Source organism: Streptomyces sp. NPDC096040, from assembly GCF_040303265.1.
In the GTDB taxonomy this organism is placed as follows: Bacteria; Actinomycetota; Actinomycetes; order Streptomycetales; family Streptomycetaceae; genus Streptomyces.
The window spans coordinates 227,747-247,665 of record NZ_JBEOTA010000011.1; the positions used below are offsets into that span (position 1 = coordinate 227,747).

At 72.4% G+C, this 19,919-nt stretch carries 21 protein-coding genes; 11 read left to right on the forward strand and 10 right to left on the reverse strand.

Going from position 1 to position 19,919, the window contains the following annotated elements:
• Positions 1-25: 25 nt before the first annotated feature.
• Complete coding sequence (locus ABTY98_RS17455) at positions 26-394, reverse strand: hypothetical protein (protein ID WP_352221781.1); 369 nt, start codon at positions 392-394, stop codon at positions 26-28.
• Positions 395-505: 111 nt separating this feature from the next.
• Positions 506-1,375: a hypothetical protein gene (locus tag ABTY98_RS17460; RefSeq protein WP_352221782.1), complete on the reverse strand. Its 870-nt coding sequence runs from the start codon at positions 1,373-1,375 to the stop codon at positions 506-508.
• Between the two features lie 275 nt (positions 1,376-1,650).
• On the opposite strand from ABTY98_RS17460, the gene ABTY98_RS17465 reads away from it, so the two are divergent.
• Positions 1,651-3,729 (forward strand): SpoIIE family protein phosphatase, encoded by a 2,079-nt coding sequence (locus ABTY98_RS17465; RefSeq protein WP_352221783.1) that lies wholly within the window; start codon positions 1,651-1,653, stop codon positions 3,727-3,729.
• A 157-nt stretch (positions 3,730-3,886) separates the two neighbouring features.
• Positions 3,887-4,612, forward strand: coding sequence for a hypothetical protein (locus ABTY98_RS17470; RefSeq protein ID WP_352221784.1), 726 nt, complete (start codon positions 3,887-3,889; stop codon positions 4,610-4,612).
• Between the two features lie 115 nt (positions 4,613-4,727).
• Here the strand turns inward: ABTY98_RS17470 and ABTY98_RS17475 are convergent, their stop codons facing one another.
• Entirely contained in the window at positions 4,728-5,513 is a 786-nt protein-coding gene (locus ABTY98_RS17475) for a putative protein N(5)-glutamine methyltransferase (RefSeq protein ID WP_352221785.1), read from the reverse strand.
• 33 nt (positions 5,514-5,546) lie between these two features.
• Positions 5,547-6,605 carry an ABC-2 transporter permease gene (locus ABTY98_RS17480; RefSeq protein WP_352221786.1) on the reverse strand — a complete coding sequence of 353 codons (1,059 nt, stop codon included), beginning with the start codon at positions 6,603-6,605 and terminating at the stop codon, positions 5,547-5,549.
• A 140-nt stretch (positions 6,606-6,745) separates the two neighbouring features.
• On the opposite strand from ABTY98_RS17480, the gene ABTY98_RS17485 reads away from it, so the two are divergent.
• On the forward strand, positions 6,746-7,189 hold the full coding sequence (locus ABTY98_RS17485; protein WP_352221787.1) for a MarR family winged helix-turn-helix transcriptional regulator: 444 nt from the start codon (positions 6,746-6,748) through the stop codon (positions 7,187-7,189).
• On the opposite strand, the gene ABTY98_RS17490 is transcribed toward ABTY98_RS17485, so the two are convergent.
• Both ABTY98_RS17490 and ABTY98_RS17495 read right to left on the reverse strand, forming a co-directional pair.
• Positions 7,150-7,899, reverse strand: coding sequence for a GNAT family N-acetyltransferase (locus ABTY98_RS17490; RefSeq protein ID WP_352221788.1), 750 nt, complete (start codon positions 7,897-7,899; stop codon positions 7,150-7,152). The two genes, ABTY98_RS17485 and ABTY98_RS17490, sit on opposite strands and share 40 nt — an antisense overlap.
• Positions 7,896-8,819, reverse strand: a complete 924-nt coding sequence (locus ABTY98_RS17495; RefSeq protein ID WP_352221789.1) for an NADP-dependent oxidoreductase — start codon at positions 8,817-8,819, stop codon at positions 7,896-7,898. Before ABTY98_RS17495 ends, ABTY98_RS17490 begins: the two co-directional genes overlap by 4 nt.
• 391 nt (positions 8,820-9,210) lie before the next feature.
• On the opposite strand from ABTY98_RS17495, the gene ABTY98_RS17500 reads away from it, so the two are divergent.
• Positions 9,211-9,549 carry a DUF4333 domain-containing protein gene (locus ABTY98_RS17500; RefSeq protein ID WP_352221790.1) on the forward strand — a complete coding sequence of 113 codons (339 nt, stop codon included), beginning with the start codon at positions 9,211-9,213 and terminating at the stop codon, positions 9,547-9,549.
• Between the two features lie 7 nt (positions 9,550-9,556).
• Here the strand turns inward: ABTY98_RS17500 and ABTY98_RS17505 are convergent, their stop codons facing one another.
• Positions 9,557-10,240: a response regulator gene (locus tag ABTY98_RS17505; protein WP_352221791.1), complete on the reverse strand. Its 684-nt coding sequence runs from the start codon at positions 10,238-10,240 to the stop codon at positions 9,557-9,559.
• Complete coding sequence (locus ABTY98_RS17510; protein ID WP_352221792.1) at positions 10,237-11,481, reverse strand: sensor histidine kinase; 1,245 nt, start codon at positions 11,479-11,481, stop codon at positions 10,237-10,239. Before ABTY98_RS17510 ends, ABTY98_RS17505 begins: the two co-directional genes overlap by 4 nt.
• A 128-nt stretch (positions 11,482-11,609) precedes the next feature.
• Here ABTY98_RS17510 and ABTY98_RS17515 point away from each other — a divergent pair, with 128 nt between their 5' ends.
• From ABTY98_RS17515 to ABTY98_RS17525, 3 genes are all read left to right on the forward strand, one after another.
• Positions 11,610-11,900, forward strand: coding sequence for a hypothetical protein (locus tag ABTY98_RS17515; RefSeq protein WP_352221793.1), 291 nt, complete (start codon positions 11,610-11,612; stop codon positions 11,898-11,900).
• On the forward strand, positions 11,897-13,093 hold the full coding sequence (locus ABTY98_RS17520; RefSeq protein WP_352221794.1) for a DMT family transporter: 1,197 nt from the start codon (positions 11,897-11,899) through the stop codon (positions 13,091-13,093). The genes ABTY98_RS17515 and ABTY98_RS17520 overlap by 4 nt, the downstream gene beginning before the upstream one ends.
• Before the next feature lie 316 nt (positions 13,094-13,409).
• A complete protein-coding gene (locus tag ABTY98_RS17525; RefSeq protein ID WP_352221795.1) occupies positions 13,410-13,997 on the forward strand; it encodes an Rv1733c family protein in 588 nt (195 codons plus the stop codon).
• A 26-nt stretch (positions 13,998-14,023) separates the two neighbouring features.
• Here the strand turns inward: ABTY98_RS17525 and ABTY98_RS17530 are convergent, their stop codons facing one another.
• On the reverse strand, positions 14,024-15,385 hold the full coding sequence (locus ABTY98_RS17530) for an 8-oxoguanine deaminase (protein WP_502994255.1): 1,362 nt from the start codon (positions 15,383-15,385) through the stop codon (positions 14,024-14,026).
• Positions 15,386-15,489: 104 nt separating this feature from the next.
• On the opposite strand from ABTY98_RS17530, the gene ABTY98_RS17535 reads away from it, so the two are divergent.
• From ABTY98_RS17535 to ABTY98_RS17550, 4 genes are all read left to right on the forward strand, one after another.
• The gene (locus ABTY98_RS17535) at positions 15,490-16,458 is read left to right on the forward strand and encodes an acetylxylan esterase (RefSeq protein ID WP_352221797.1); all 969 of its coding nucleotides are present in this window, start codon (positions 15,490-15,492) and stop codon (positions 16,456-16,458) included.
• Positions 16,459-16,471: 13 nt separating this feature from the next.
• Positions 16,472-16,876: a nuclear transport factor 2 family protein gene (locus tag ABTY98_RS17540; RefSeq protein WP_352221849.1), complete on the forward strand. Its 405-nt coding sequence runs from the start codon at positions 16,472-16,474 to the stop codon at positions 16,874-16,876.
• Between the two features lie 89 nt (positions 16,877-16,965).
• Positions 16,966-18,132, forward strand: a complete 1,167-nt coding sequence (locus ABTY98_RS17545) for a serine hydrolase domain-containing protein (RefSeq protein ID WP_352221798.1) — start codon at positions 16,966-16,968, stop codon at positions 18,130-18,132.
• 120 nt (positions 18,133-18,252) lie between these two features.
• Positions 18,253-18,996 carry a GntR family transcriptional regulator gene (locus ABTY98_RS17550; protein ID WP_352221799.1) on the forward strand — a complete coding sequence of 248 codons (744 nt, stop codon included), beginning with the start codon at positions 18,253-18,255 and terminating at the stop codon, positions 18,994-18,996.
• Here the strand turns inward: ABTY98_RS17550 and ABTY98_RS17555 are convergent.
• Positions 18,966-19,724: a class I SAM-dependent methyltransferase gene (locus tag ABTY98_RS17555; protein WP_352221800.1), complete on the reverse strand. Its 759-nt coding sequence runs from the start codon at positions 19,722-19,724 to the stop codon at positions 18,966-18,968. The two genes, ABTY98_RS17550 and ABTY98_RS17555, sit on opposite strands and share 31 nt — an antisense overlap.
• Between the last annotated feature and the right edge of the window lie 195 nt (positions 19,725-19,919).

Below are 19,919 nucleotides of genomic sequence, written 5' to 3' on the forward strand. Positions count from 1 at the left end.
GGGGTGACGTGTCTCAGATCACCGCTCACCTGCTTTCGAGCAGGACGTGCAGCTCCCTCTCCTGGTCGCCCGAGGCGGAGGAGAGGCTGCGTACCGCGAACAGGGAGTCGAGGGTCGTACGGAGCCGGTCGATCGCCCAGTAGCCGCCCTGCGCGTCGGCCTCGACCGAGGCCGAGAGCCGGGGCGGCGGGGCGCACTCATGGGTGTCGGTCACCTCGAACGTGCCGAGCCACACCATCGGGCGTGTCTCGTGGAGCTGCTGGGGCACGTCCTCGGCATCCCGGTCGGACTCGAAGCACTGGCGCAGCGTGTCGAACACGATCCGGGCGTCTTCCTTGTTGCATCCGCTGATCTCAAGGGAGACGGATTCCTCGTGCAGTCGCTCAGGGCCCATCGTGATAGCTCCTCTCATGGCATTGGCGCGGTATCACGGGTTCCCCCGCGAACCGCGCCATGCCAACAGAAAAGCACCGATTCCCGAGTGGTGCACCACCCGGGAAGGGACTCAGCCCCGCGTGAACTTGTACGTCTTGCTGTCCGTGAGGATGCAGAACCCGGGCGACATCACGATGACGCGCAGGGTGCCGGTGCGCCGGTCGTAGTCGATGCCCTCGGCCTCGAAGGTGCCCGAGCAGGAGCTGCGCAGCGGAAGCTGGCGCAGCGCGGTGACATGTCCGGTGACGTCGGCGGAGCCGGGCTGCGCGGACAGGTCGATCTGCAGGAGCGGCTTGGTGTAGCCGAAGAGGCTGCCGTCCGGGTCGTCCGAGGAGCACAGCAGCGTGGTCGCACCGGAGAAGTCGCAGCCCTGGACGTCACGCACGGCGTGGTCCAGGTTGACGACGGACGCCAGCGGGAGGTTCGCGGACGGCGAGGTGCTCTTGTTGACGCCCGGCGTGGGGAAGACCAGGAAGCGGGTCATCGTGCCGTACTCGCCGGAGAGCATGTACTGGCCGTCGGGCGAGATCGCGTCCCAGGAGTTGTTGAGGGCCTCGCCGGAGGCGAGCGTGTGCACGTACTCCGACCAGGTGCCGCCGGGGGCCTGCACCCGATACATCTTGGCGGTGCCGGAGTCCGCCTGGTACGGCTCGACGTAGTAGCCGTCGTACGACTCGTCGGGGTCGCCGACGTGGTTCCAGCCGCGGCTGGAGACGCTGAGCGGGATGGTGCCGACGCCGGTGTAGCGGTTGGCGCTGTTGGCAGGGACCTCGACCGAGGTCAGGCCCTGGCTCTCGGTGAGCGGGTCGGCGCGGTCGGAGCCGGTCTCGGTCCAGGTGTCGGCGGCGGACGCCGTGCCGGTCGAGAGGACGAAGGCCGCGGCGAGGGCGACCAGGGAGGTCAGGCCTGCGCGACAACGTTGCCGGGTGGACGCGGGCATGGAAGCCTACTCCTCGGTTCAGGGGGGTGGGACGCGCGTGCGGCCGACAGTCTGGCGTGCGCCTGACAGGCATGTACAGACCAATGACGGAACGGGAAGGTGAACTCGCGCCCGCGCCGCCCCTGTGGTCGTTTCGCCGTACGGATGCCGCCGTGTTGAGAGATGGTGGAAAAAGTCGGCGGCGGCGTCGGAGAGTCAGGTGTGAGCGCGATAGAACAAGGGGAGTCGGCACGGGGGACGACGTGCCGTGCGAAGGTTCGAAGGCGGTGCGTGGGATGAGTCCAGCCGAGGCGTCGGTGGCCGAGGGCGAGGAGCCCGTGCGCGGGCCCGTGCGGGCGGGCGGACTGCTCGACGTCCTGGGCGTGGCCTCGGTCGTGCTGGACGCCAAGGGCCGCATCGTGCTGTGGAGCCCTCAGGCGGAGGAGCTGTTCGGCTACTCGGCCCGCGAGGCGCTCGGGCAGTACGCGGCCCGGCTGATGGTCGACGAACGCCATATCGATCTGGTCGGCAAGCTGTTCGCGGACGTGATGAGCACCGGGCAGAGCTGGGCGGGCGGCTTCCCCATCCGGCGCAAGGACGGTTCCACCCATGTGGTGGAGTTCCGCAACATGCGGCTCATGGACGACAACGGCGACGTGTTCGCGCTGGGTCTCGCCGCCGACCAGTCGACGGTGCGCCGGCTGGAGCAGGACGTGGCGCTGTCCGAGCGGATCGTGAAGCAGTCGCCGATCGGGCTGGCCGTCCTCGACACGGAGCTGCGGTTCGTCTCGGTCAACCCGGCGCTGGAGCGGATCAGCGGGATCGCCGCCGAGGAGCACGTGGGGCGGACGGCCCGCGAGGTGCTGCCGCATCTGGACGCCGACGCCCTGGAGTCCGCGGCGCTGCGGGTGCTGCGCACCGGTGAGCCGGTGATCGACCGGTTCACGGTGGGCCGTACGCCGGCCGACCCGGACGAGGAGCACATCTGGTCGGTGTCGGTGTACCGCCTGGAGGACGCGTCGGACAACGTGCTGGGCGTGGCGACCTCGGTGGTGGACATCACCGAGCCCTACCGGGCCGGTGTCGAGGCCGAGAACGCGCGCCGGCGCCTGGCCGTGATCGCCGACGCCTCCGCCCGGATCGGCACCACCCTGGACCTGGAGCGCACCGCCGCCGAGCTGGCCGACGTCGCCGTGCCGGAACTGGCCGACGTGGCGGCCGTGGACCTGCTGGACACGGTGGCCGAGGGCCGGCGCAGCACGCTCGGCCCGGCCGAGGACGCGGTGATCCGCGCTCTCGCCGTGCGCGCGGAGCAGGAGTCGGACGCGGTCCAGGCGGCCGATCCGCCGGGCACGGTCGCCCGGTACGCCCCCGACCGGCTGGTCACCGAGTGCGTACGGACCGGTGAAGCGGTCCTGGTGCCGCACGTCAGGGACGAGGACCTGCCCAGGATCGCCCGTTCCCCCGAGGCGGCCGTGCTGCTGGGCCGGGCCGGGCTGCACTCGTATCTGGCCGTGCCGCTGATCGCCCGCGGCGAGGTGCTGGGCGCCCTCGACCTCAAGCGCACCCGCACTCCGGCACCCTTCGACGAGGACGATCTGCTGCTGGCCCGGGAACTGGCCGCCCGCGCGGCCGTGCAGATCGACAACGCCCGCTGGTACCAGAACGCCCGCACCACCGCGCTCACCCTCCAGCGCAGCCTGCTGCCCACCCACCCCCGCATCACCACCGGCCTGGAGGTCGCCTCCCGCTACCAGCCGGCCGGCGCCACCGTCGAGGTGGGCGGCGACTGGTTCGACGTCATCCCGCTGGACGGCGGCAGAACGGCCCTCGTGGTGGGCGATGTGATGGGCAGCGGCATCAACGCGGCCGCGACGATGGGCCGGCTGCGCACCGCGACCACCACCCTGACCGCACTGGGCCTCGACCCGGCCGTCCTGCTGGAGCACCTGGACAAGACCACTTCGGGCCTCGACCACTCCATCGCGACCTGTGTGTACGCCGTGCACGACCCGCGGCTGCGCCAGTGCCGGATCGCCAACGCCGGCCATCTGCCCCCGGCCCGGCTCCGCCCCGGCCGGCCGCCGGAACTGCTCGACCTGCCCACCGGGGTCCCACTGGGCGTCGGCGGGATCCCCTTCGCCACGACGACCGTGGACTTCGAGCCCGGCGACGAGTTGGTGTTCTACACCGACGGTCTGGTCGAGACCCGCAGCCACTCCCTGGACGAGCGGCTGGACGCGCTGCTGGCCCTCCTCGACGACCCAGCCCGCCCGCTGGAGGAGGTCTGCGACCTGCTGTTGCGGGAGCTGCACCACCCCGACAACCACGACGACGTGGCGCTGCTCATCGCGCGAGCGCAGGAACTGCCGTAGCCGAAGCGTCAACGGCGATCAACCGCCCCGGCTCCGCCGCACGCGGGCTCGTCGAATTCACAGGGACTGATTACCGGGTTCTTACAGCGGAGCTCCCACAATTCACAGAGAGGCATGCGTCGCGATGCCGCGTGCCGTTCGCCGATGGGAGCGAGCCGTGACGCACGAACCGGAGCAGGAACACCGCCGTGACGGCGATAGAACCGACCCGTCGATCCCGCCGATGCCGGACCATCCCCCGCAGGCAGACCCGGAACGGGAAGTGCTCGCCGGACCGGGGTCGGACCCTGGATCGGGGGCGCCGCTGCGCGATCTGTGGCGTCGGCAGCCGGCACGCGCGCGTGCCGTGACCGTGGCCTTCGCCGTCGGGGCGCTGGCCCTGGGCGGCACGGTGGCGTTCGCCGCCGGCTCCGGCGGGAGCGGCTCCGGCACTCCGCCCGCGGCCTCCGGTGCGCCGTCGGCACCCTCGTCGCCGGACGGACGCGGACCCGGGCACGGCTGGTTCGGCCTCGGCGGGATGGGCGTGCACGGCGAGGCGACCGTCAAGGACCCGGACACCGGCAAGTACGTGGTACGGGTCTGGCAGCGGGGCACGGTCGAGAAGGTGGCCGGCGACCAGGCCACGGTGAAGAGCGACGACGGTACGTCGTGGACGTGGACCATGGGCTCCGGCGTCAAGGTACGGGGCGACGACGACTCGCTCAAGAAGAACGCGACGGCGTTCCTGGCCGGCACGCGCGGCGGCGACGGCAAGCTGACCGCATCGGCCGCGTTCTCGGGCGACTTCATGGGCCTGGGGCGAGGCGGCGGCATGCACGACCACAGCCGCCCGGGCGACCGCTCACCGTCACCGAGCCCTTCGGACAGCGGGGCGACGACCTGAGCGGGTCGAGCGAAGTCGGCTGCGGTTCGGTTGGGCCCCACCGGGGCGCGGGGCGGCATCGACACAAGGCGCCGCGGCCGGACGACGGCACGTCACGGCGCTTGCGGCGAAGCGCTCAGTCCCGGTCCCGTACGCCGATCACGACGTTGGCGTACAGCTCCTCCGAGACCGCGAGCCGGGCCGTCAGACCGGTCTGGGCGAAGGCCTCGACGGCCGCCTGGGCCTGGCGTTCGCTGGTTTCGACAAGGACGCAGCCGCCGGGCGCCAGCCACTCGGGGGCCCCGGCGGCGACCCTGCGCAGCACGTCCAGGCCGTCACCGCCGCCGTCGAGGGCGACCAGCGGCTCGTGGTCGCGGGCCTCGGCGGGCAGCAGGCCCACCTCGCCGCTGGGGACGTAGGGCACGTTGGCCGCGAGGATGCCGACCCGGCCGCGCAGGGCGGCGGGCAGGGCGTCGAACAGGTCGCCCAGGTGTGCGTGACCGCCGTAGGGGGCGATGTTCCGCCGGGCGCAGCCGACCGCGGCCGGGTCGATGTCGGCGGCATGCAGCTCGGCGTTCCCGAGGGCGGCGGCGAGGGCCGCGCCCACCGCGCCGGAGCCGCAGCACAGGTCCACGACGACGGACGCGTCCGGAGCCTCGGCCAGGGCCTCGCCGACCAGGAACTCGGTACGGCGGCGGGGCACGAACACGCCCGGTTCCACCAGCACCCGCAGACCGTGGAAGCCGGCCCAGCCGACGACGTGTTCGAGGGGCTGTCCGGCGGCACGCCGGTCCACCATCGCGGCCAGCTCGTCCGGGGTGCGGGCGGTGGCGAGGATCAGCTCCGCCTCGTCCTCGGCGAAGACACAGCCCGCGGCGCGCAGCGCGGAGACGACGGCGGTGGTGTCGGAGAGTGAGAGCATCGCCGAGAGCCTATCCGGCCGCCGGTCCGCCGGTCACACGCCGACCGTCTCCTCGGCCTCTTCCTCCGCCTCTTCCGCTGTTTCCTCCGCCGCGAGCCCGGCGGGCGAGTCCGGTACGGCCACGCGCACGGCCGGGGCCTTGGCCCGCTCGTACGCCGCCGCGACCGCGGTGACCGCGAGGCCGACCAGCAGCCAGACCACGAGGGTCCACACGTTGCGGCCCAGGCCGTCGTCACCGAAGTACAGCAGGCTGCGGACGCCCTCGACGAAGCCGGCGCCGTTCCAGAAGGCGTGCAGGGTGCCGAAGAAACCGTTCTGCAGCTCGGGGCGGAACAACCCGCCCGAGCTGGTGAAGTTGAGCATCACGAACAGCACCATCATGGCCAGCGTGGTCCACCGCTTGAGGAAGGCGTGCAGGCCGACGCCGATGAGCAGGATGCCGGCCGAGTAGAGCCAGGCCATGCCCCAGACCCCGGCCAGATCGTGGTGGGCGAGGTGGAACACCGGTCCGGCGAGCAGTGCGCCGATGCCGCTGACGACGGCGGAGACGCCGAGCGCGAGCAGGGCGCGTATCCGCATGGGGAGGGCGCCGCCGGCCGCGCCGAGGGCGGCGACCGAGGCGTAGGAGCCGATGCTCACCGCGATGAGCAGGAAGAACAGGCCCTGTCCTGTGGGGTCGTCGGCGACCGGCCGGGCCACGTCGGTGACCTTGAGCGGGACCCCCTCCTCGGCGGCGACGGGGGTGAAGACCTTCTCGACGGCGGTGGCGCCCATGTCGGAGGCGGCGCTCGCGACCAGCAGCTCCGGCGTCCTGGCGCTGGGCACATAGGCACCGGTGACGGTACGGGACGTCAGCAGGTCGACGGCCGCGGCGCGGGTGGGGACGGTACGGACGTCGAGCCGGTCACCCGCGGTGTCCTTGACGGTCTGCGCGAACACCTTCGCCTCCGGTCCGGCGCCGACCACGGCGACGGGCAGATGGTGGGGCTCCGGATGGACGAACGCACCCATGTACGCCAGCCCCATGCCCAGGCACATCAGCAGCGGGGTGATCAGGTGGGTGAGCACATGGCGCAGTGCCGGTGACCTCATCGCGTACGACCTCCAGACCTTCCGGGCAACTGGTTGGCTTATACAACTCATGTTCAAGTTGTACTATACAACTAGAACGTCGGAGGAGGTATTCCCGTGAGGGTGTTGCTGGTGCTGGTGCCGCCGTCGAAGGTCCTCCCATGACGGCGGCGGAGACGGCCGTCGAGACCATCCAGCGTGAGATGACGGTCTTCGCGCGCCGGGCCCGGGCATCGGCCGGGCGTATGCACCCCGAGCTGTCGCTGGTGTCGTACACGCTGCTCGGGCATCTGGAGGAGCGCGGCGGCTGCCGGGCGACCGACCTGGCCGCGCACTACGCGCTGGACAAGTCGACGGTCAGCCGGCAGGTGGCGGCGCTGGAGCGGGCGGGGCTGGTCGAGCGCCGCCTGGACCCGGAGGACCACCGGGTCCAGGTGCTGCATCTCACGGAGGCCGGGCAGGAGATCCTGGCCCAGGTCACACGCAGCCGCAGGGCCGCGTTCCGGGAGCGGCTGGCGGACTGGCCGGAGGAGGACCTGGTCAGGTTCGCCGGATACCTGGAGCGCTACAACGCCGGGACGTCGGCGGACACCGGCGAGGACTGACCGAGCGTCTGCGGCACCCGGGCCGCGAGGAAGGCGGTACGGCGGCGCAGGCGGAAGCCCAGGGACTCGTACAGCCGGATCGCGGTGGTGTTCTCGGCACCGGTGTGCAGGAACGGGGTCTCACCGCGGGCCCGGATGCCGTACGCGACGGCGCGGATCAGCCGGGTCGCCAGGCCCTCGCCGCGGTACGCCGGATCGGTGCAGACCGCGCTGATCTCGGTCCAGCCCGGCGGGTGCAGCCGCTCCCCCGCCATCGCGATCAGCCTGCCGTCACGGCGGACGCCCAGGTAGGTGCCGAGTTCGACGGTGCGGGGCAGGAACGGGCCCGGCCGGGTGCGCTCGACCAGGTCGAGCATCTCGGGCACGTCGGCGGGGCCGAGGCGGACCGCCTGCGGCTCCGGAACGGCGTCCATGCCCTCGTCCACCAGTTGTACGCCCGGGATGTTCATGGTGAGTTCCCAGCCGTCCGGGAGCTCACCCCGGAAGCCGGCCAGCCCGATCTCCGCGCCCGGGCCGGCCAGGGCGGCGAGGTCGGCCCAGTCCTCGGCGCCGGGATCGTCGGGGAGCGCCAGCCACGGAGAGACGTCCACCGGGTAGCGCAGGACCCGCCCGCGCCGTTCGGCGAAGAGGGCGTGCGGGCCGGTGAGCGAGGCGAGGGCGGGGTTGTCCAGGATGTGCGGCGCGCCCTCGCGGGGAACGGGGACGCTCATGCGGCGACCTCGATCACGACCTTGCCGCGCGCGTGCCCTTCCTCGACGGTGCGCAGCGCCTGACCGGCCTCGTCGAACGGGAAGGTCCGCGAGACATGCGGGTCGAGCTCACCGCCCACCACGAGTTCGGCCACCTCGTCGAGGACCGCGGCGGTACGGGCGCGTTCGACCCGGCTGCCGCCCAGCGCGGCGACGGTGTCCGGCGCGGCGCCCGCGGTGATCAGCTTCGTGCGGTCGGCGAGCGGGCCGGCCGCCTCGGCGAGCACCTCGCCGCCGACCAGGTCGTAGACACCGTCCACGCCCTGGGGCGCGGCGGCCCGCACCCGCTCGGCCAGGCCGGGGCCGGAGGGCACGTGCACGGCGCCGAGCGACTCGACGAAGTCCTTCTTGGCCTCGCTCGCCACGCCCACGACCCGCAGCCCCCAGGCGCGGGCGATCTGCACGGCCGCCGCCCCGACTCCGCCGCCCGCGCCGGTGACCAGCAGGGTCGCGCCCTCGGGCAGATCGAGCTGGCGTACGCCGTCGTAGGCGGTGGCCGCGGCGACCGGCAGGGTGGCGGCGTCGGTGAAGGAGAGCGCGGCGGGCTTGTGCGCCGTCACGGCCGCCGTCAGCAGGACGTACTCGGCGAACGCGCCGGCGGGCGTGTTGCCGAAGACCTCGTCGCCGACGGCGAACCCGGTCACGCCCTCGCCGATCTCCTCGACCACTCCGGCGGCCTCGCTGCCGAGGACGACCGGGAAGCGCGCATCCCCCTCGCCGGGGCGGCGGAAACCGTTCCGCAGCTTCCAGTCGACGGGGTTGACCCCCGCCGCCCGTACCGCGATCAGCAGCTCACCGGGGCCGGGAACGGGCCGCTCCACGTCGGCGAAGGCCTCGTTCTCGGGCCCGCCGTGCCTGGTGTAGACGTACGCCTTGGGCATCGTTCTTCCTCGCTCTCTGATGCTGTCTCCGGTGTCCCGGTACCGGCACTCAGCGCCAAGGACGATCGCTCGGCCGCTATTCCCGCACCCGCTGATCGTTCATACGGCCGCAATGATCGGGGTCCTGACCTGGGCCTGAGCGGCCCACTCCACGAGCGTCGGCGACTCGGTTGTGCTGATCGGCTTCGGCGCGGGGCTGAACTACGCCGGGCGGGTGGTACTGCTGCCCTGAGCGGCACTGCCCACGAGCCGCCCCGGGCGTCGTCCTTTCGGCCGAGGCCCGGGGGCCGCAACCGGCCGCCTGGCCGAGGTGGCGGTGGCGGGCGGGGGAGGAAGCTCTGGGGCGAACGGCCGGTAGGGTCCGGTCGTCGCGGGAATCGAAGGAGCACCCATGAAGCGCATCGTCATCGCACTGGCCGTGGCTGCCGTACTGGCGGCAGGCGTGGTGACGGCATGGAACGTGTTCGACAACTCCTCGGTCGCCACCGTGAGCCGTGCGGATCACACGGTGCCGCGCGCGGAGGTCGAGAGGCTCGCCGAGAAGAACTACGCCATCCCCTTCTTCCAGGACGGCCCGCAGTCCGTGAGCTGCCCGAGCGGGCTGCGCGCGAAGATGGACTACACCGTGCGGTGCACCGCCGTCTTCAAGGGGAAGAGCAGCACGATGCTGATCTCGGTGACCGCGGTGCACGGCGACCGGGTGAGCTTCGACTACGGCCTGGAGAAGTAAGGAGGGTTCAGCGGTCGCTCACCACACCGCTGCGCCAGGCCCAGGCCGCGATCTCCACGCGGTTCCGCAGCCCCAACTTGGCCTGGATGCTCGCCAGATGGGACTTGACGGTGGAGAGCGCGACGACGAGCTCGCCGCAGATCTCCTGATTGGTCCGCCCGTCGGCGACCAGCCGGGTCACCTCCAGCTCCCGTTCCGTCAGCGGCCCCGAGGACACCTCCCCTCCAGCGGTGGACCGCTGTTCGCCGATCCGCTTCAGGAGCCGTACGGTCACGGCGGGGGAGATCAGCGCGTCGCCGCGGGCCGCCGCGCGCACGGCCTCCACCAGCAGTCCGGGGCCCGCGTCCTTCAGCAGGAACCCGCAGGCGCCGTTGCTCAGTGCGCCGTAGACGTAGTCGTCCTGGTCGAAGGTGGTCACGACCACGACGCGCAGCGGATCCACGGTCTTCGGCCCCGCGAGCAGCCGGGTCACCTCAAGGCCGTCGAGTTTCGGCATCCGGATGTCCACCAGGCACACGTCGGGGCGCAGCCGCCGGGCCAGGTCCACGCACTCCGCGCCGTCGGCCGCCTCGCCCACGACCTCGATGCCGGGCTGGGTCTGAAGGATCAACCGGAAGCCTGTGCGCACCATTTCCTGGTCGTCGGCGATCAGGACGCTGACCGCCGATCCGCTGCCGCTGGCGTTGGTCATGGAGGTGATCCTGTCACAGCGCCGCGCAGCGGGAACTCGGCGGTCAGCCGCCAGCCGCCGTCCTCGGCCCGGCTCGCGTGCAGGGTGCCGCCGACGGCCCGGGTGCGTTCGGTCAGCCCGACGAGGCCGAGGCCGCCGCGCCCGCCGAGGGGTTCGGCGTTCGGCGCCGCTTGCCGGGGCGGCGGCGCGTTGTGCACCTCGACCCGCAGCCGCCGGGCATCCGCGCCGGCTGCGCCGGCCCCGCCTTTCCCGCCCTCCTCGCCCGAGAGACCGACCCGCACGGAGACGGACGGCGAACCGGGCGCATGGCGGCGTACGTTCGTCAACGCCTCGCGCACGACGTTCCGTACGGAGGTCTCCACCTCGGGAGCGGGCCGTGCCTGCCGGACTTCCGCACCTACCTGGAGGGTGGCGGGAACGTCGTCGCGTTCGGAGAACCGGGCGACCAGTTCGCCCAGTTCGGCGTAGAGCTCCCCCGGCCGTACCGCCCGTACGTCGTCCTCGCGCAGCACACGCACCAGCTTGCGCATCGACTCCAGGGTCTCGGACCCGGCCTGCTCTATACCGCGCAGCAGCGGGTCCACCTGCTCGGGCGCGCTCTCGCGGATCGCACGGGCCGCCTGTGCCTGGACGACGATGCCCGTGACGTGGTGAGCGACGAAGTCGTGGAGTTCGCGGGCGAGTTCGAGACGTTCGCTCTGGCGCGTGGCGGCGACGGCGCGGCTTCTGCGGTCGTCGAGACTGCGCAGGTAGGAGCCGAGGGCAAGAGCGCCGCCGGTGAGGAAGATCAGGCCGAAGGAGAAGTAGACGTTGAAGCTCCCGGCCAACCGCATCGGTGCCGGGATCAGGGCGGAGCCGAGTGCCGTGGCCAGCGCGGCCGTCAGCCAGGGCTGGGGTGTCTCCCTCACAGTGCGGACCAGCAGGAGCAGCAGGAGCAGCGTCTCCAGCAGCCCCCAGTCGGCGAACGACGCGGTCACGGACGTGAAGAAGGCTACGGTCACCGTCCAGGAGACGAGTACGGCGGCTGCGGCGCCCCAGGCCGACGCCCGGTGCCGGTCCGGCAGCAGCAGCGCCACGACGGCGACCAGGCCGGGGGCCAGCCTCCACCACACGCCGTTGCCTTCGACTCCGGACGCGGCGGCGACGTCGGCCACGTCGACCACCCACAACAGCGCCATGACCACGACGAGCGCGACAAGGGCCGTACGGGGCAGCCGGGGGGTCAGGGTGTGATCGTCCATGTCTCGCACATCCCGCAGCGTAAGGGCGGCACCCACCGGGCGGCCTCGGCCGAAAGGACGACGCGGCGGCCGTGAACCGGTCACCCGGCTGATGCCACGAGCCTTGCCCCAGGCGGAAGTTGGAGCACGTGAACCACACGTCTTCTGCGCCGCCCGTGTTGTGCGGCACCGGACCGGCCAAGTCCTTCTGCCTTGCGGACATCAAGCATCCCGAGGGCGGCCACGTGCTGCTGAACGGTGAGCGCGTCGAACGGCTGCGCGGGCCGAGCGCGGCGGAGTCTCCTGCCAGGCTCATGCCCCTGACGTCGGGCCATCCCCTTGATCTGCCGGACGGGAGCACGCTGTCCTGCGGTGGCCGCCGGGAAACCCCGGTATCCGCCGCGCCCCGGCCTGCCGCGGACGGCGGCACCAACGCGTGAGATCCAGAATCGATCCGCTGACCGTCGCGGCGATGGCGGTCGCGGTGGTCTCCATCTCAGCCACCGCCCCTCTCACCGCCGCCGCCTCCGCCTCGCCTCTCGCCATGGCTTTCTGGCGCAACGCCCTGGGCTTCGCCACGCTCGGACCATTCCTGCTGATCCTTCGCCGCCGCGAGGTGGCACGTGTCGCGCGTGGCGAGCGCGGACTTCTGCGCCGGGAGCAATGGCGCCCCCTGGCCTTCGGCTTCCTCGCGGCCACGTCGCTCGCCCTCCACCTCGCGGCCTTCATGACGAGCACGCGGATGACCTCGGTCGCCATGGCCACGGCACTCGTGGCCACCCAGCCGGTCTGGCAGGCCCTCATCGCCGCGGGTCAGGGCGTCCGGGCCGCTCCCAGGACCTGGGCGGGCCTGACGCTCGCCGTGGTGGGAGCGGCGGCGGCCGCCGGTCTCGACATCAGGTCCGGCGGCACGGCGCTGACGGGCGATCTGCTCGCCCTCGCCGGGGCCGTGGCTCAGGCCGGGTACACCGCTCTGAGCCAGCGGGCGCGCGCGGATGTGAGCACCCCTTTGTTCTCGACGTTCAGCTCGCTCGTTTGCGGACTGGAACTCCTCGCCGTCTGCCGGCTGGCCGGCCTCCCCCTCACGGGCTTTGACAAACCCACGCAGCTGTCCCTGCTCGGGCTGCTCCTCCTGCCCCAGCTTCTGGGGCTCGGCTCACTGAGCTTCGCCCTCGGCAGGACTTCGGCGACGACGATGAGCGTCCTCCTCCTGCTGGAGACTCCGGTGGCCGCGCTCGCCGCATGGTGGCTGATGGGGCAGGGTATCGAGCCCGCGGCCGTACCCGGGCTCCTGCTGATCATCGTCGGTGTCACGGTCGTGGTGGCAAGCGGCGAAGGCGAGCAGACCGCACCGCAGCAGGGCAGACATCGCAAAGGGATACCGCCATACCCGGATCACGCCCCGTACACACCGCCACAACCAGAGCCTCAGCCGTTCGGGCACCCTGCCGGACGGGACCCCAGGGTGGAATGGGCAGGACTCGGCGGGGACGGGAGTCCGACGATCACGCTCACCTACCACGGCGCCGGGGCCTTCGACACCATGTACTTGGGCAGGCCGCATGCGGAGGAAGAGAGGCCGCCTCTCGACGACCCCGTCGAGACATGGTCGGACCATGTCCGACGGCCGTGATCGTCTGGGCAGGGCAGCCGGAGGGCGGCGAGGTCCGGCTGGTTACACACGGTGGCGAGCGAGTCGGCAGAACGGGGCCTTACGGACCGCCTGCCGGGGGCGGGCGGTCCGGGTGCCGCGGGGCGCCGGGGCCGGGGGGCGGCGCGCGGCGGAACGTGTGCTTCAGCCGGTGTGCCCTTCGTGGCTCCGGCAGGTGGGCGAGGTGCTCCGTACGGGGTAAAAGACCGATGTGGACGCTCGCGTGCAGGGGGCGCACGCTGGGAGCTGCGGACCGGCTGTCCGGCCCTACGGCTCCCGTGGCGGCGAGGAGGTCGACATGCGTACCCGGGTGCGTGGCTGGCGCTGGCGGCACAACCCGCTGCGGCGCAAGTCCGACATGGTGGAGGCATGGATCGCGCTGGCCGTCGCGGTCCTGCTGTGCGTGGGTGCACCCCTGGTGGGGGCCGTGGCGGGACTGTGGGCCCATGAGCAGGCGCGGTCGGTGGCGACGGTGGAGCGGGCCGAGCGGCACATGGTCCGGGCGGTGGTCGTCGGGAACACGCCGGAGCAGTTGCCGTCGGTGCAGGGCGGCGACCGGGAGCACTCCTACCAGGCGGACGTCCGCTGGACCGAGCCCGGCAAGGGGACGAAGACCGCCCTGGCCGGGGTGCCGGGGGGGACCCGGACCGGTGACACGGTGGACGTGTGGTTCGACCGTCAGGGGCACGGTGTCGCCCCGCCGCCCAACGAGGCCGCCGTCTGGCAGCACACGGTCACCGTGGGCCTGTGCGGGGCCGGCGGCGCAGCGGCCGTGGTGCTGCTCTGCCACGGTGTCGTCCGCCGGGTCGCACTGCGGCACCGGCTCGCCGAGTGGGAGCAGGAGTGGGCACGCACCGGACCGGACTGGACCCGCGGCCGCGCCTGAGGAGCCCTGAGGCCCCGGCGTATCCCCTACTCCGCCGTCTGCTGCATCCGGCGGGACACGCGCGCGTGTGTGCGCAGCGCCTCGGTCAGCCCCGGCAGGACCGGTTCGCCCCGGTCGACCAGGACCCGGCCCGCCACCACCGTCGTCCAGGCCCGGGCGGGTCCGCAGCGCAGCCAGGCCTCGACGGGGTCGGTGAGGGCGCCGGCCAGGGCGACCTCGTGGAGGTCCCAGACGACCAGGTCGGCGCAGGCGCCGGGGCGCAGGTGGCCCAGTTCGTCGGCGCGGCCCAGACAGGCGGCCGAGCCGCGGGTGGCGATGTCGAGGGCGTCGCGTGCGGTCATGGCGCCGGGTCCGCCCCGGTAGCGGCCCAGCAGCAGGGCGTTACGCGTCTCCATCCAGAGGGAGGCGTGGTCCGTGGAGGCCGACCCGTCGCAGCCGATGCCGACGGGCAGTCCGAGCTCCCGCATCTCCCGCACCCGCGCCGTACCGCCGCCGATCAGCATGTTGGAGCTGGGACAGTGGGCCACGCCGACGCCCGCGTCGGCCAGCCTCCTCAGCTCGGTGTCGTTCGGATAGATGCAGTGGGCGACCCAGGTGCGGTCGCTCAGCCAGCCGCAGTCCTCGAAGTACTCGACGGGGCGGCAGCCGTAGGTCTCCAGGCAGTAGGTGTCCTCGTCGTGGTCCTCGGCGAGGTGGGTGTGCATGCGTACGTCGTACCGTTCGGCGAGTTCGGCGGTCTCCGTCATCACCTCCTTGGTCACCGAGAACGGTGAGCAGGGGGCGAGCGCGATCCGGATCAGGGCGCCGGGTTCCGGGTCGTGGTGGGTCCTGACGAGCCGTTCGCTGTCGGCGAGGACCTCGTCGGTGGTCTGGGTGACGCTCCTGGGCGGCAGTCCGCCGTCCTCGACTGAGCGGGTCATCGAGCCGCGGGTGGAGTGGAAGCGGAAGCCGATGTCACGGGCGGCACGGATCTCGGCGTCGACCAGGCCGGGGCGCGGATGCACATAGAGGTGGTCGGAGGATGTGGTGCAGCCGCCCATGAGGAGTTCCGCCATACCGACGTACGCGGAGACGTAGGCGGCCTCCTCGTCGAGGGCGGCCCACAGGGGGTAGCGGGTGGTCAGCCAGTCGAAGAGGGAGCCGTTGACGGCGGGGGCGTAGGAGCGGGTGAGGTTCTGGTAGATGTGATGGTGGGTGTTGACGAGGCCGGGGGTGACCAGTCGTCCGGACGCGGAGACGACCGTACGGGCCTCGGGCTCGGCGCCCGCATCCCCGACCGAGGTGACCCGACCACCTGTGACGGCGGCCCAGCCGCCCGGGATCTCCCGCCCGCCGTCGACGACGAGCAGTCCGGCGTCCTTGACCAGCAGATCAACGGTTGACGGCAGGGGGTCATCGTAGGCGCCGGGCGGCGCAGAGGCCTGGCGACTCGTCGGACCACCCACGTACGGTGTGATCATCCGCACGATCCCTTCACCAAAGGCGGTTGTTGATGGCCCTGTTCGACTTTCCCCTCGACGAACTCCGTGAACACCGCAGTGCGTCGGTGGCGCCCGAGGACTTCGACGCCTTCTGGTCCAAGACGCTCCAGGAGGCCCGCGAGCACGATCTCGACGCCCGCTTCGATCCGGTCGACACCGGGCTGTCCACGGTCGAGGTGTACGACGTGACCTTCGCCGGGTTCGGCGGGCACCCGGTCAAGGGCTGGCTGCGGCTGCCGGCCGGTGCCACCGAGCCGCTGCCGCTGATAGTGGAGTTCATCGGCTACGGCGGCGGGCGCGGCCTGGCCCACGAGAACCTGCTGTGGGCGTCGACCGGGCGGGCGCACTTCGTGATGGACACCCGGGGCCAGGGCAGCGCCTGGGGCGGCGGGGGCGGCACCGCCGACCCGGTGGGCGGCGCGCCGGCGTTCCCCGGGTTCATGACGCGGGGCATCGACGCGCCCGAGAACTACTACTACCGCCGGGTGTACACGGACGCGGTCCGGGCGATCGAGGCGGCGCGCTCGCATCCGCTCACCGACGCGGCGCGGACGGTGGCGCTCGGGGCCAGCCAGGGCGGCGGGATCACCCTCGCGGCCGGCGGTCTCGTTCCGGACCTGGTCGCGGTGGCGCCTGACGTGCCGTTCCTGTGCGACTTCCCGCGCGCCACCACCCTGACGGACCGTCACCCCTACCGTGAGATCGCGCTGTTCCTCAAGACGCACCGCGGCCGTTCGGCCGAGGTGCAGCGCACCCTCTCCTACTTCGACGGGGTGCACTTCGCGGCGCGCGGCCGGGCTCCGGCGCTGTTCTCGGCGGCCCTGGAGGACCAGACCTGCCCGCCGTCCACGGTGTTCGCGGCCTTCAACTCCTGGGCGCACGAGGACAAGGCGATCGAGGTGTACGACTTCAACGACCACGAGGGCGGCGGGCCGTACCACGAGGCGGCGAAGATGCGCTGGCTGCGCGCATATGCCTGACGATTCGGAGGAGCTGGACACGCGCGCGGCCGCCGAGCGGTTCGTCCGGGTCTGGGAGCGGGGCTGGGCCGCGCACGACGTGGACGCACTGCTCGCCCTGTACTCCGAGGACTGTGTGCACCGCTCGACGCCGTTCCGCGCACCGCACCGGGGACGGGACGCGCTCGCCGCGTATCTGCGCTGGTCGTTCGAAGGGGAACAGGTGACGGACATACGGTTCTCCGCGCCGCTGGTGGGCCCTGACGGGGTCGCGGTGGCCGAGTTCCGGGTGTTCTGCGAGGAGAGCGGCACGGCGGCCACGCTGGCCGGATGCGTGTTCGTGCGTTTCGACGCGCGGGGCCTGGCGGTGGAGAGCCGGGACTACTGGCACACCACCGAGGGGCACCAGGAGCCGTACGGGGATCTCTTCGTCCACTGACCTTCCCTCCAGTCCGACCAGTCGGTACGTTCTGGGTGCCCGGGCCGCAGCGTCGCGGCCCGGGCTTTCCGGCGTACGACGGAGGGCGCATGTCCGAGCACGAGCCACAGGTCCACGGTCACTGCGAGCCGCGTTTCGCGGCGGTGCGGGAGGCCTTCGAGGAGAACTTCCGGGACCGTGAGGAGCTGGGCGCCGCCGTGGCGGTCACGGTCGACGGCGAGACCGTCGTGGATCTGTGGGGCGGCTGGGCGGATCCGGCGCGCGGCCGGCCGTGGGAGCGGGACACCCTGGTGAACGTCTGGTCGACGACGAAGGGCCCGGTGGCCCTGTGCGCGCACATCCTCGCCGACCGGGGGCTGCTCGACCTCGACGCGCCGGTGGCCGGCTACTGGCCCGAGTTCGCGGCGGCGGGAAAGGAGCGGGTCCTCGTCCGGCATCTGCTCTCACACCGCGCCGGCCTGTCCGGCCTGCGGGAGCCGCACTCGCTCCAGCAGCTGTACGACTGGGAGCTGACGACCGCCCGGCTGGCGGCGACGGAGCCCTGGTGGGAGCCGGGAACACGGTCGGGGTATCACGCGCTGACCTACGGCTTCCTGGTCGGCGAGGTGGTGCGGCGGGTGTCGGGGCTGCTGCCGGGGGCGTTTCTGGAGCGGGAGGTGACCGGGCCGCTGGGCATCGACTTCACGGTCGGGCTGCCGGAGAAGGAGTCCGGGCGGGTGGCGGTGCTGGAGCATCCACGGGTCATGTCGGACAGTGAACAGGCTGCGATCTTCAGCCAGTTGGCACCGGCGGCGGTCGCGGCCCTGGCCAACCCGGGGGTGGGCGCGAGCGCGGCGAACACGCCGGAGTGGCGGGCGGCCGAGATCCCGGCGGCCAACGGCCACGGCACGGCCCGGGCGGTGGCCGCGCTGTACGGCGTGTTCGCGGGCCGGGGCGAGTACGGCGGCCTGCGCCTGCTGTCCCCGGAGGCGGCCGAGCGGGTGCGTCAGGGGCAGGGCAGCTGCCGTGACCTGGTGCTCGGGACGGGTTTCGAGCACGAGACCGAGGTGGGGCTCGGCCTGTGGCTGAGTGGGGTGAACGGCTCCTACGGACCGAACCCACGGGCCTTCGGGCACGACGGATTCGGTGGTTCGTGCGGGCTGGCCGATCCGGAGGCGGGGATCTCGCTGGGGTACGTGATGAACCGGATGGGGCCACGGATCGCGGATGATCCACGAAAGACGGCCCTGGTGAACGCCCTCTACGCGAGCCTGTGAGGCCGGTTCGGTTTCGGCCGAACCTGCGAGCCGCCCTTCCCTGATGGTTTAGACCAATGCTAGATCTGGTCGCGCAATGAGCCCGCACGGCTACGTCTTGTCACCAACAGGAGGCGCGGCATGGCCCGCACCACCCAGCTCGCCCACTCCGAGAGCGAAGAGCAGTCCCTGTACCGGCGGATCGCGAGACAGCTCCTCGCCGAGCTGCGCGACGGCACCATTCCGCCGGGCGAACGGCTGCCGGGGGAAAGGCACTTGGCACAGCACTTCGGCGTCAGCCGGGAGACCGTCCGGCAGGCGCTGGAGGTGCTGCGCCACCGCGGTCTGGTCGCCACCGACCGGCGAGGCAGTCACGCCACGCTGCGCGGCCGGCCGGTGGAGAGCCCCGTCTCCCTGGCGTTCCCGGTGGGCGCCGGGACCACGGAGCACGGCGCGGTCGACCGGGCCACGGTGACCTGGGAGGAGCCACCACCGGAGCACGCGACGGCACTCGGCCTCGCCCCGCACCGGCCGACCCTTGTCCACCGCTACGAGTCCGCCTCCCCCGACGGCCACGCCCTGCGCACCGCCGTGACCTCCTTCTCGGCCGTCGCACTGACCGAGGTCGAGGAACTGGGCCGCTACCGGGACCGGGCCGACGGTGCGGCCGCCGCACAACTGCGCCGGGCCTACGACTGGATGCGCAAGGCGGGCCTGACCCTGCACCACCGGGACTCGATAAGCCAGGTCGCGGACGCGGCCTCGGTCCGGGTGACCCGCCGGGTGCACGACCAGTACGCCCGCCCGCTGGAGATCACCGACCTCGTGGTGGACGCCCGGCAGGACGCGTTGGTCTACGAGTTCACGGTCCCCGCGGCGGGCTGACCTTCGCCGGCCTTCCTGGCCACGACGAGCCGGACGCGCGGGCTGCCGTCGTCACGCCGGCCGAACCCGGGCAGCGCGCACAGCTCCACCGCGAACCCCGCCCGCTCCAACTCCCCCAGCACAGAACCGAGTCGGAAGGCCCGGTAGTACATGATGAACGGCGGCCGCCACAGGGCGTTGCGCACCCGCATCACGGCGTCGAAGCCGAGCAGCATCCAGAACCCGAGGCCGGTGGGGCGGGGCGGCGCCGGCACCGGGAAGGCGAAGGTGCCGTCCGGTCGCAGTGCCGAGTGGACCTGGTCGAAGAGGCCGGGCAGCTCCCGGGGCAGGAAGTGCCCGAACGCCCCGAAGCTGACGACCAGGTCGAAGGCGGCCCCGAAGGGCAGGGCCCGGGCGTCGGCGCGCACCCAGTTGGCGTCCGGCCCTTCGGGCGGGGGCAGGCGCCGGGCGATGTCGAGCATGCCGGCGCTGAAGTCGACGCCGGTGACGCTGTTCCGGCACACCTGGGCGAGCACGTCCAGACCGGCGCCGGTGCCGCAGCACAGGTCGAGCCCGTCCGTGAACGGGCCGAGCGGGGCGAGCGCCTTGGCGACCGCCTCCAGGAGCGAGTCCGAGGTCCGGAAGGGGGTGTGGTCGAACTTCGGGGCCAGCAGGTCATAACCGCGCTCGACCGAGGACAGGGCCTGGACGGTGAGCTCGCGGAGGCTCGGGCCTTCGGGGCTGAACATCCGGCCAGCCTACGGGAGCCATCGGCACCGGACACGGCGGAGGCGCGGACCGGCGAGGGACCGCGCCTCCGGCCGGGTGTCATGCCGCGGCACCGGGTTTCACGCCACGGTGAGCGTGAGGGCTCCCGTGTGCCGCGGACGCGGACCGGCTGGCGCGGAGGGCACGGGAGCTGGCCGGGCGGGACGAGCGGGCCG

Excerpts from the sequence above, each read along its gene's own strand:
- ABTY98_RS17455 (WP_352221781.1), bottom strand. The coding sequence starts at position 394 with ATGGGCCCTGAGCGACTGCACGAGGAATCCGTCTCCCTTGAGATCAGC.
- ABTY98_RS17460 (WP_352221782.1), bottom strand. The coding sequence starts at position 1,375 with ATGCCCGCGTCCACCCGGCAACGTTGTCGCGCAGGCCTGACCTCCCTG.
- ABTY98_RS17465 (WP_352221783.1), top strand. The coding sequence starts at position 1,651 with ATGAGTCCAGCCGAGGCGTCGGTGGCCGAGGGCGAGGAGCCCGTGCGC.
- ABTY98_RS17475 (WP_352221785.1), bottom strand. The coding sequence starts at position 5,513 with ATGCTCTCACTCTCCGACACCACCGCCGTCGTCTCCGCGCTGCGCGCC.
- ABTY98_RS17480 (WP_352221786.1), bottom strand. The coding sequence starts at position 6,605 with ATGAGGTCACCGGCACTGCGCCATGTGCTCACCCACCTGATCACCCCG.
- ABTY98_RS17485 (WP_352221787.1), top strand. The coding sequence starts at position 6,746 with ATGACGGCGGCGGAGACGGCCGTCGAGACCATCCAGCGTGAGATGACG.
- ABTY98_RS17490 (WP_352221788.1), bottom strand. The coding sequence starts at position 7,899 with ATGAGCGTCCCCGTTCCCCGCGAGGGCGCGCCGCACATCCTGGACAAC.
- ABTY98_RS17495 (WP_352221789.1), bottom strand. The coding sequence starts at position 8,819 with ATGCCCAAGGCGTACGTCTACACCAGGCACGGCGGGCCCGAGAACGAG.
- ABTY98_RS17500 (WP_352221790.1), top strand. The coding sequence starts at position 9,211 with ATGAAGCGCATCGTCATCGCACTGGCCGTGGCTGCCGTACTGGCGGCA.
- ABTY98_RS17505 (WP_352221791.1), bottom strand. The coding sequence starts at position 10,240 with ATGACCAACGCCAGCGGCAGCGGATCGGCGGTCAGCGTCCTGATCGCC.
- ABTY98_RS17510 (WP_352221792.1), bottom strand. The coding sequence starts at position 11,481 with ATGGACGATCACACCCTGACCCCCCGGCTGCCCCGTACGGCCCTTGTC.
- ABTY98_RS17525 (WP_352221795.1), top strand. The coding sequence starts at position 13,410 with ATGCGTACCCGGGTGCGTGGCTGGCGCTGGCGGCACAACCCGCTGCGG.
- ABTY98_RS17535 (WP_352221797.1), top strand. The coding sequence starts at position 15,490 with ATGGCCCTGTTCGACTTTCCCCTCGACGAACTCCGTGAACACCGCAGT.
- ABTY98_RS17545 (WP_352221798.1), top strand. The coding sequence starts at position 16,966 with ATGTCCGAGCACGAGCCACAGGTCCACGGTCACTGCGAGCCGCGTTTC.
- ABTY98_RS17550 (WP_352221799.1), top strand. The coding sequence starts at position 18,253 with ATGGCCCGCACCACCCAGCTCGCCCACTCCGAGAGCGAAGAGCAGTCC.
- ABTY98_RS17555 (WP_352221800.1), bottom strand. The coding sequence starts at position 19,724 with ATGTTCAGCCCCGAAGGCCCGAGCCTCCGCGAGCTCACCGTCCAGGCC.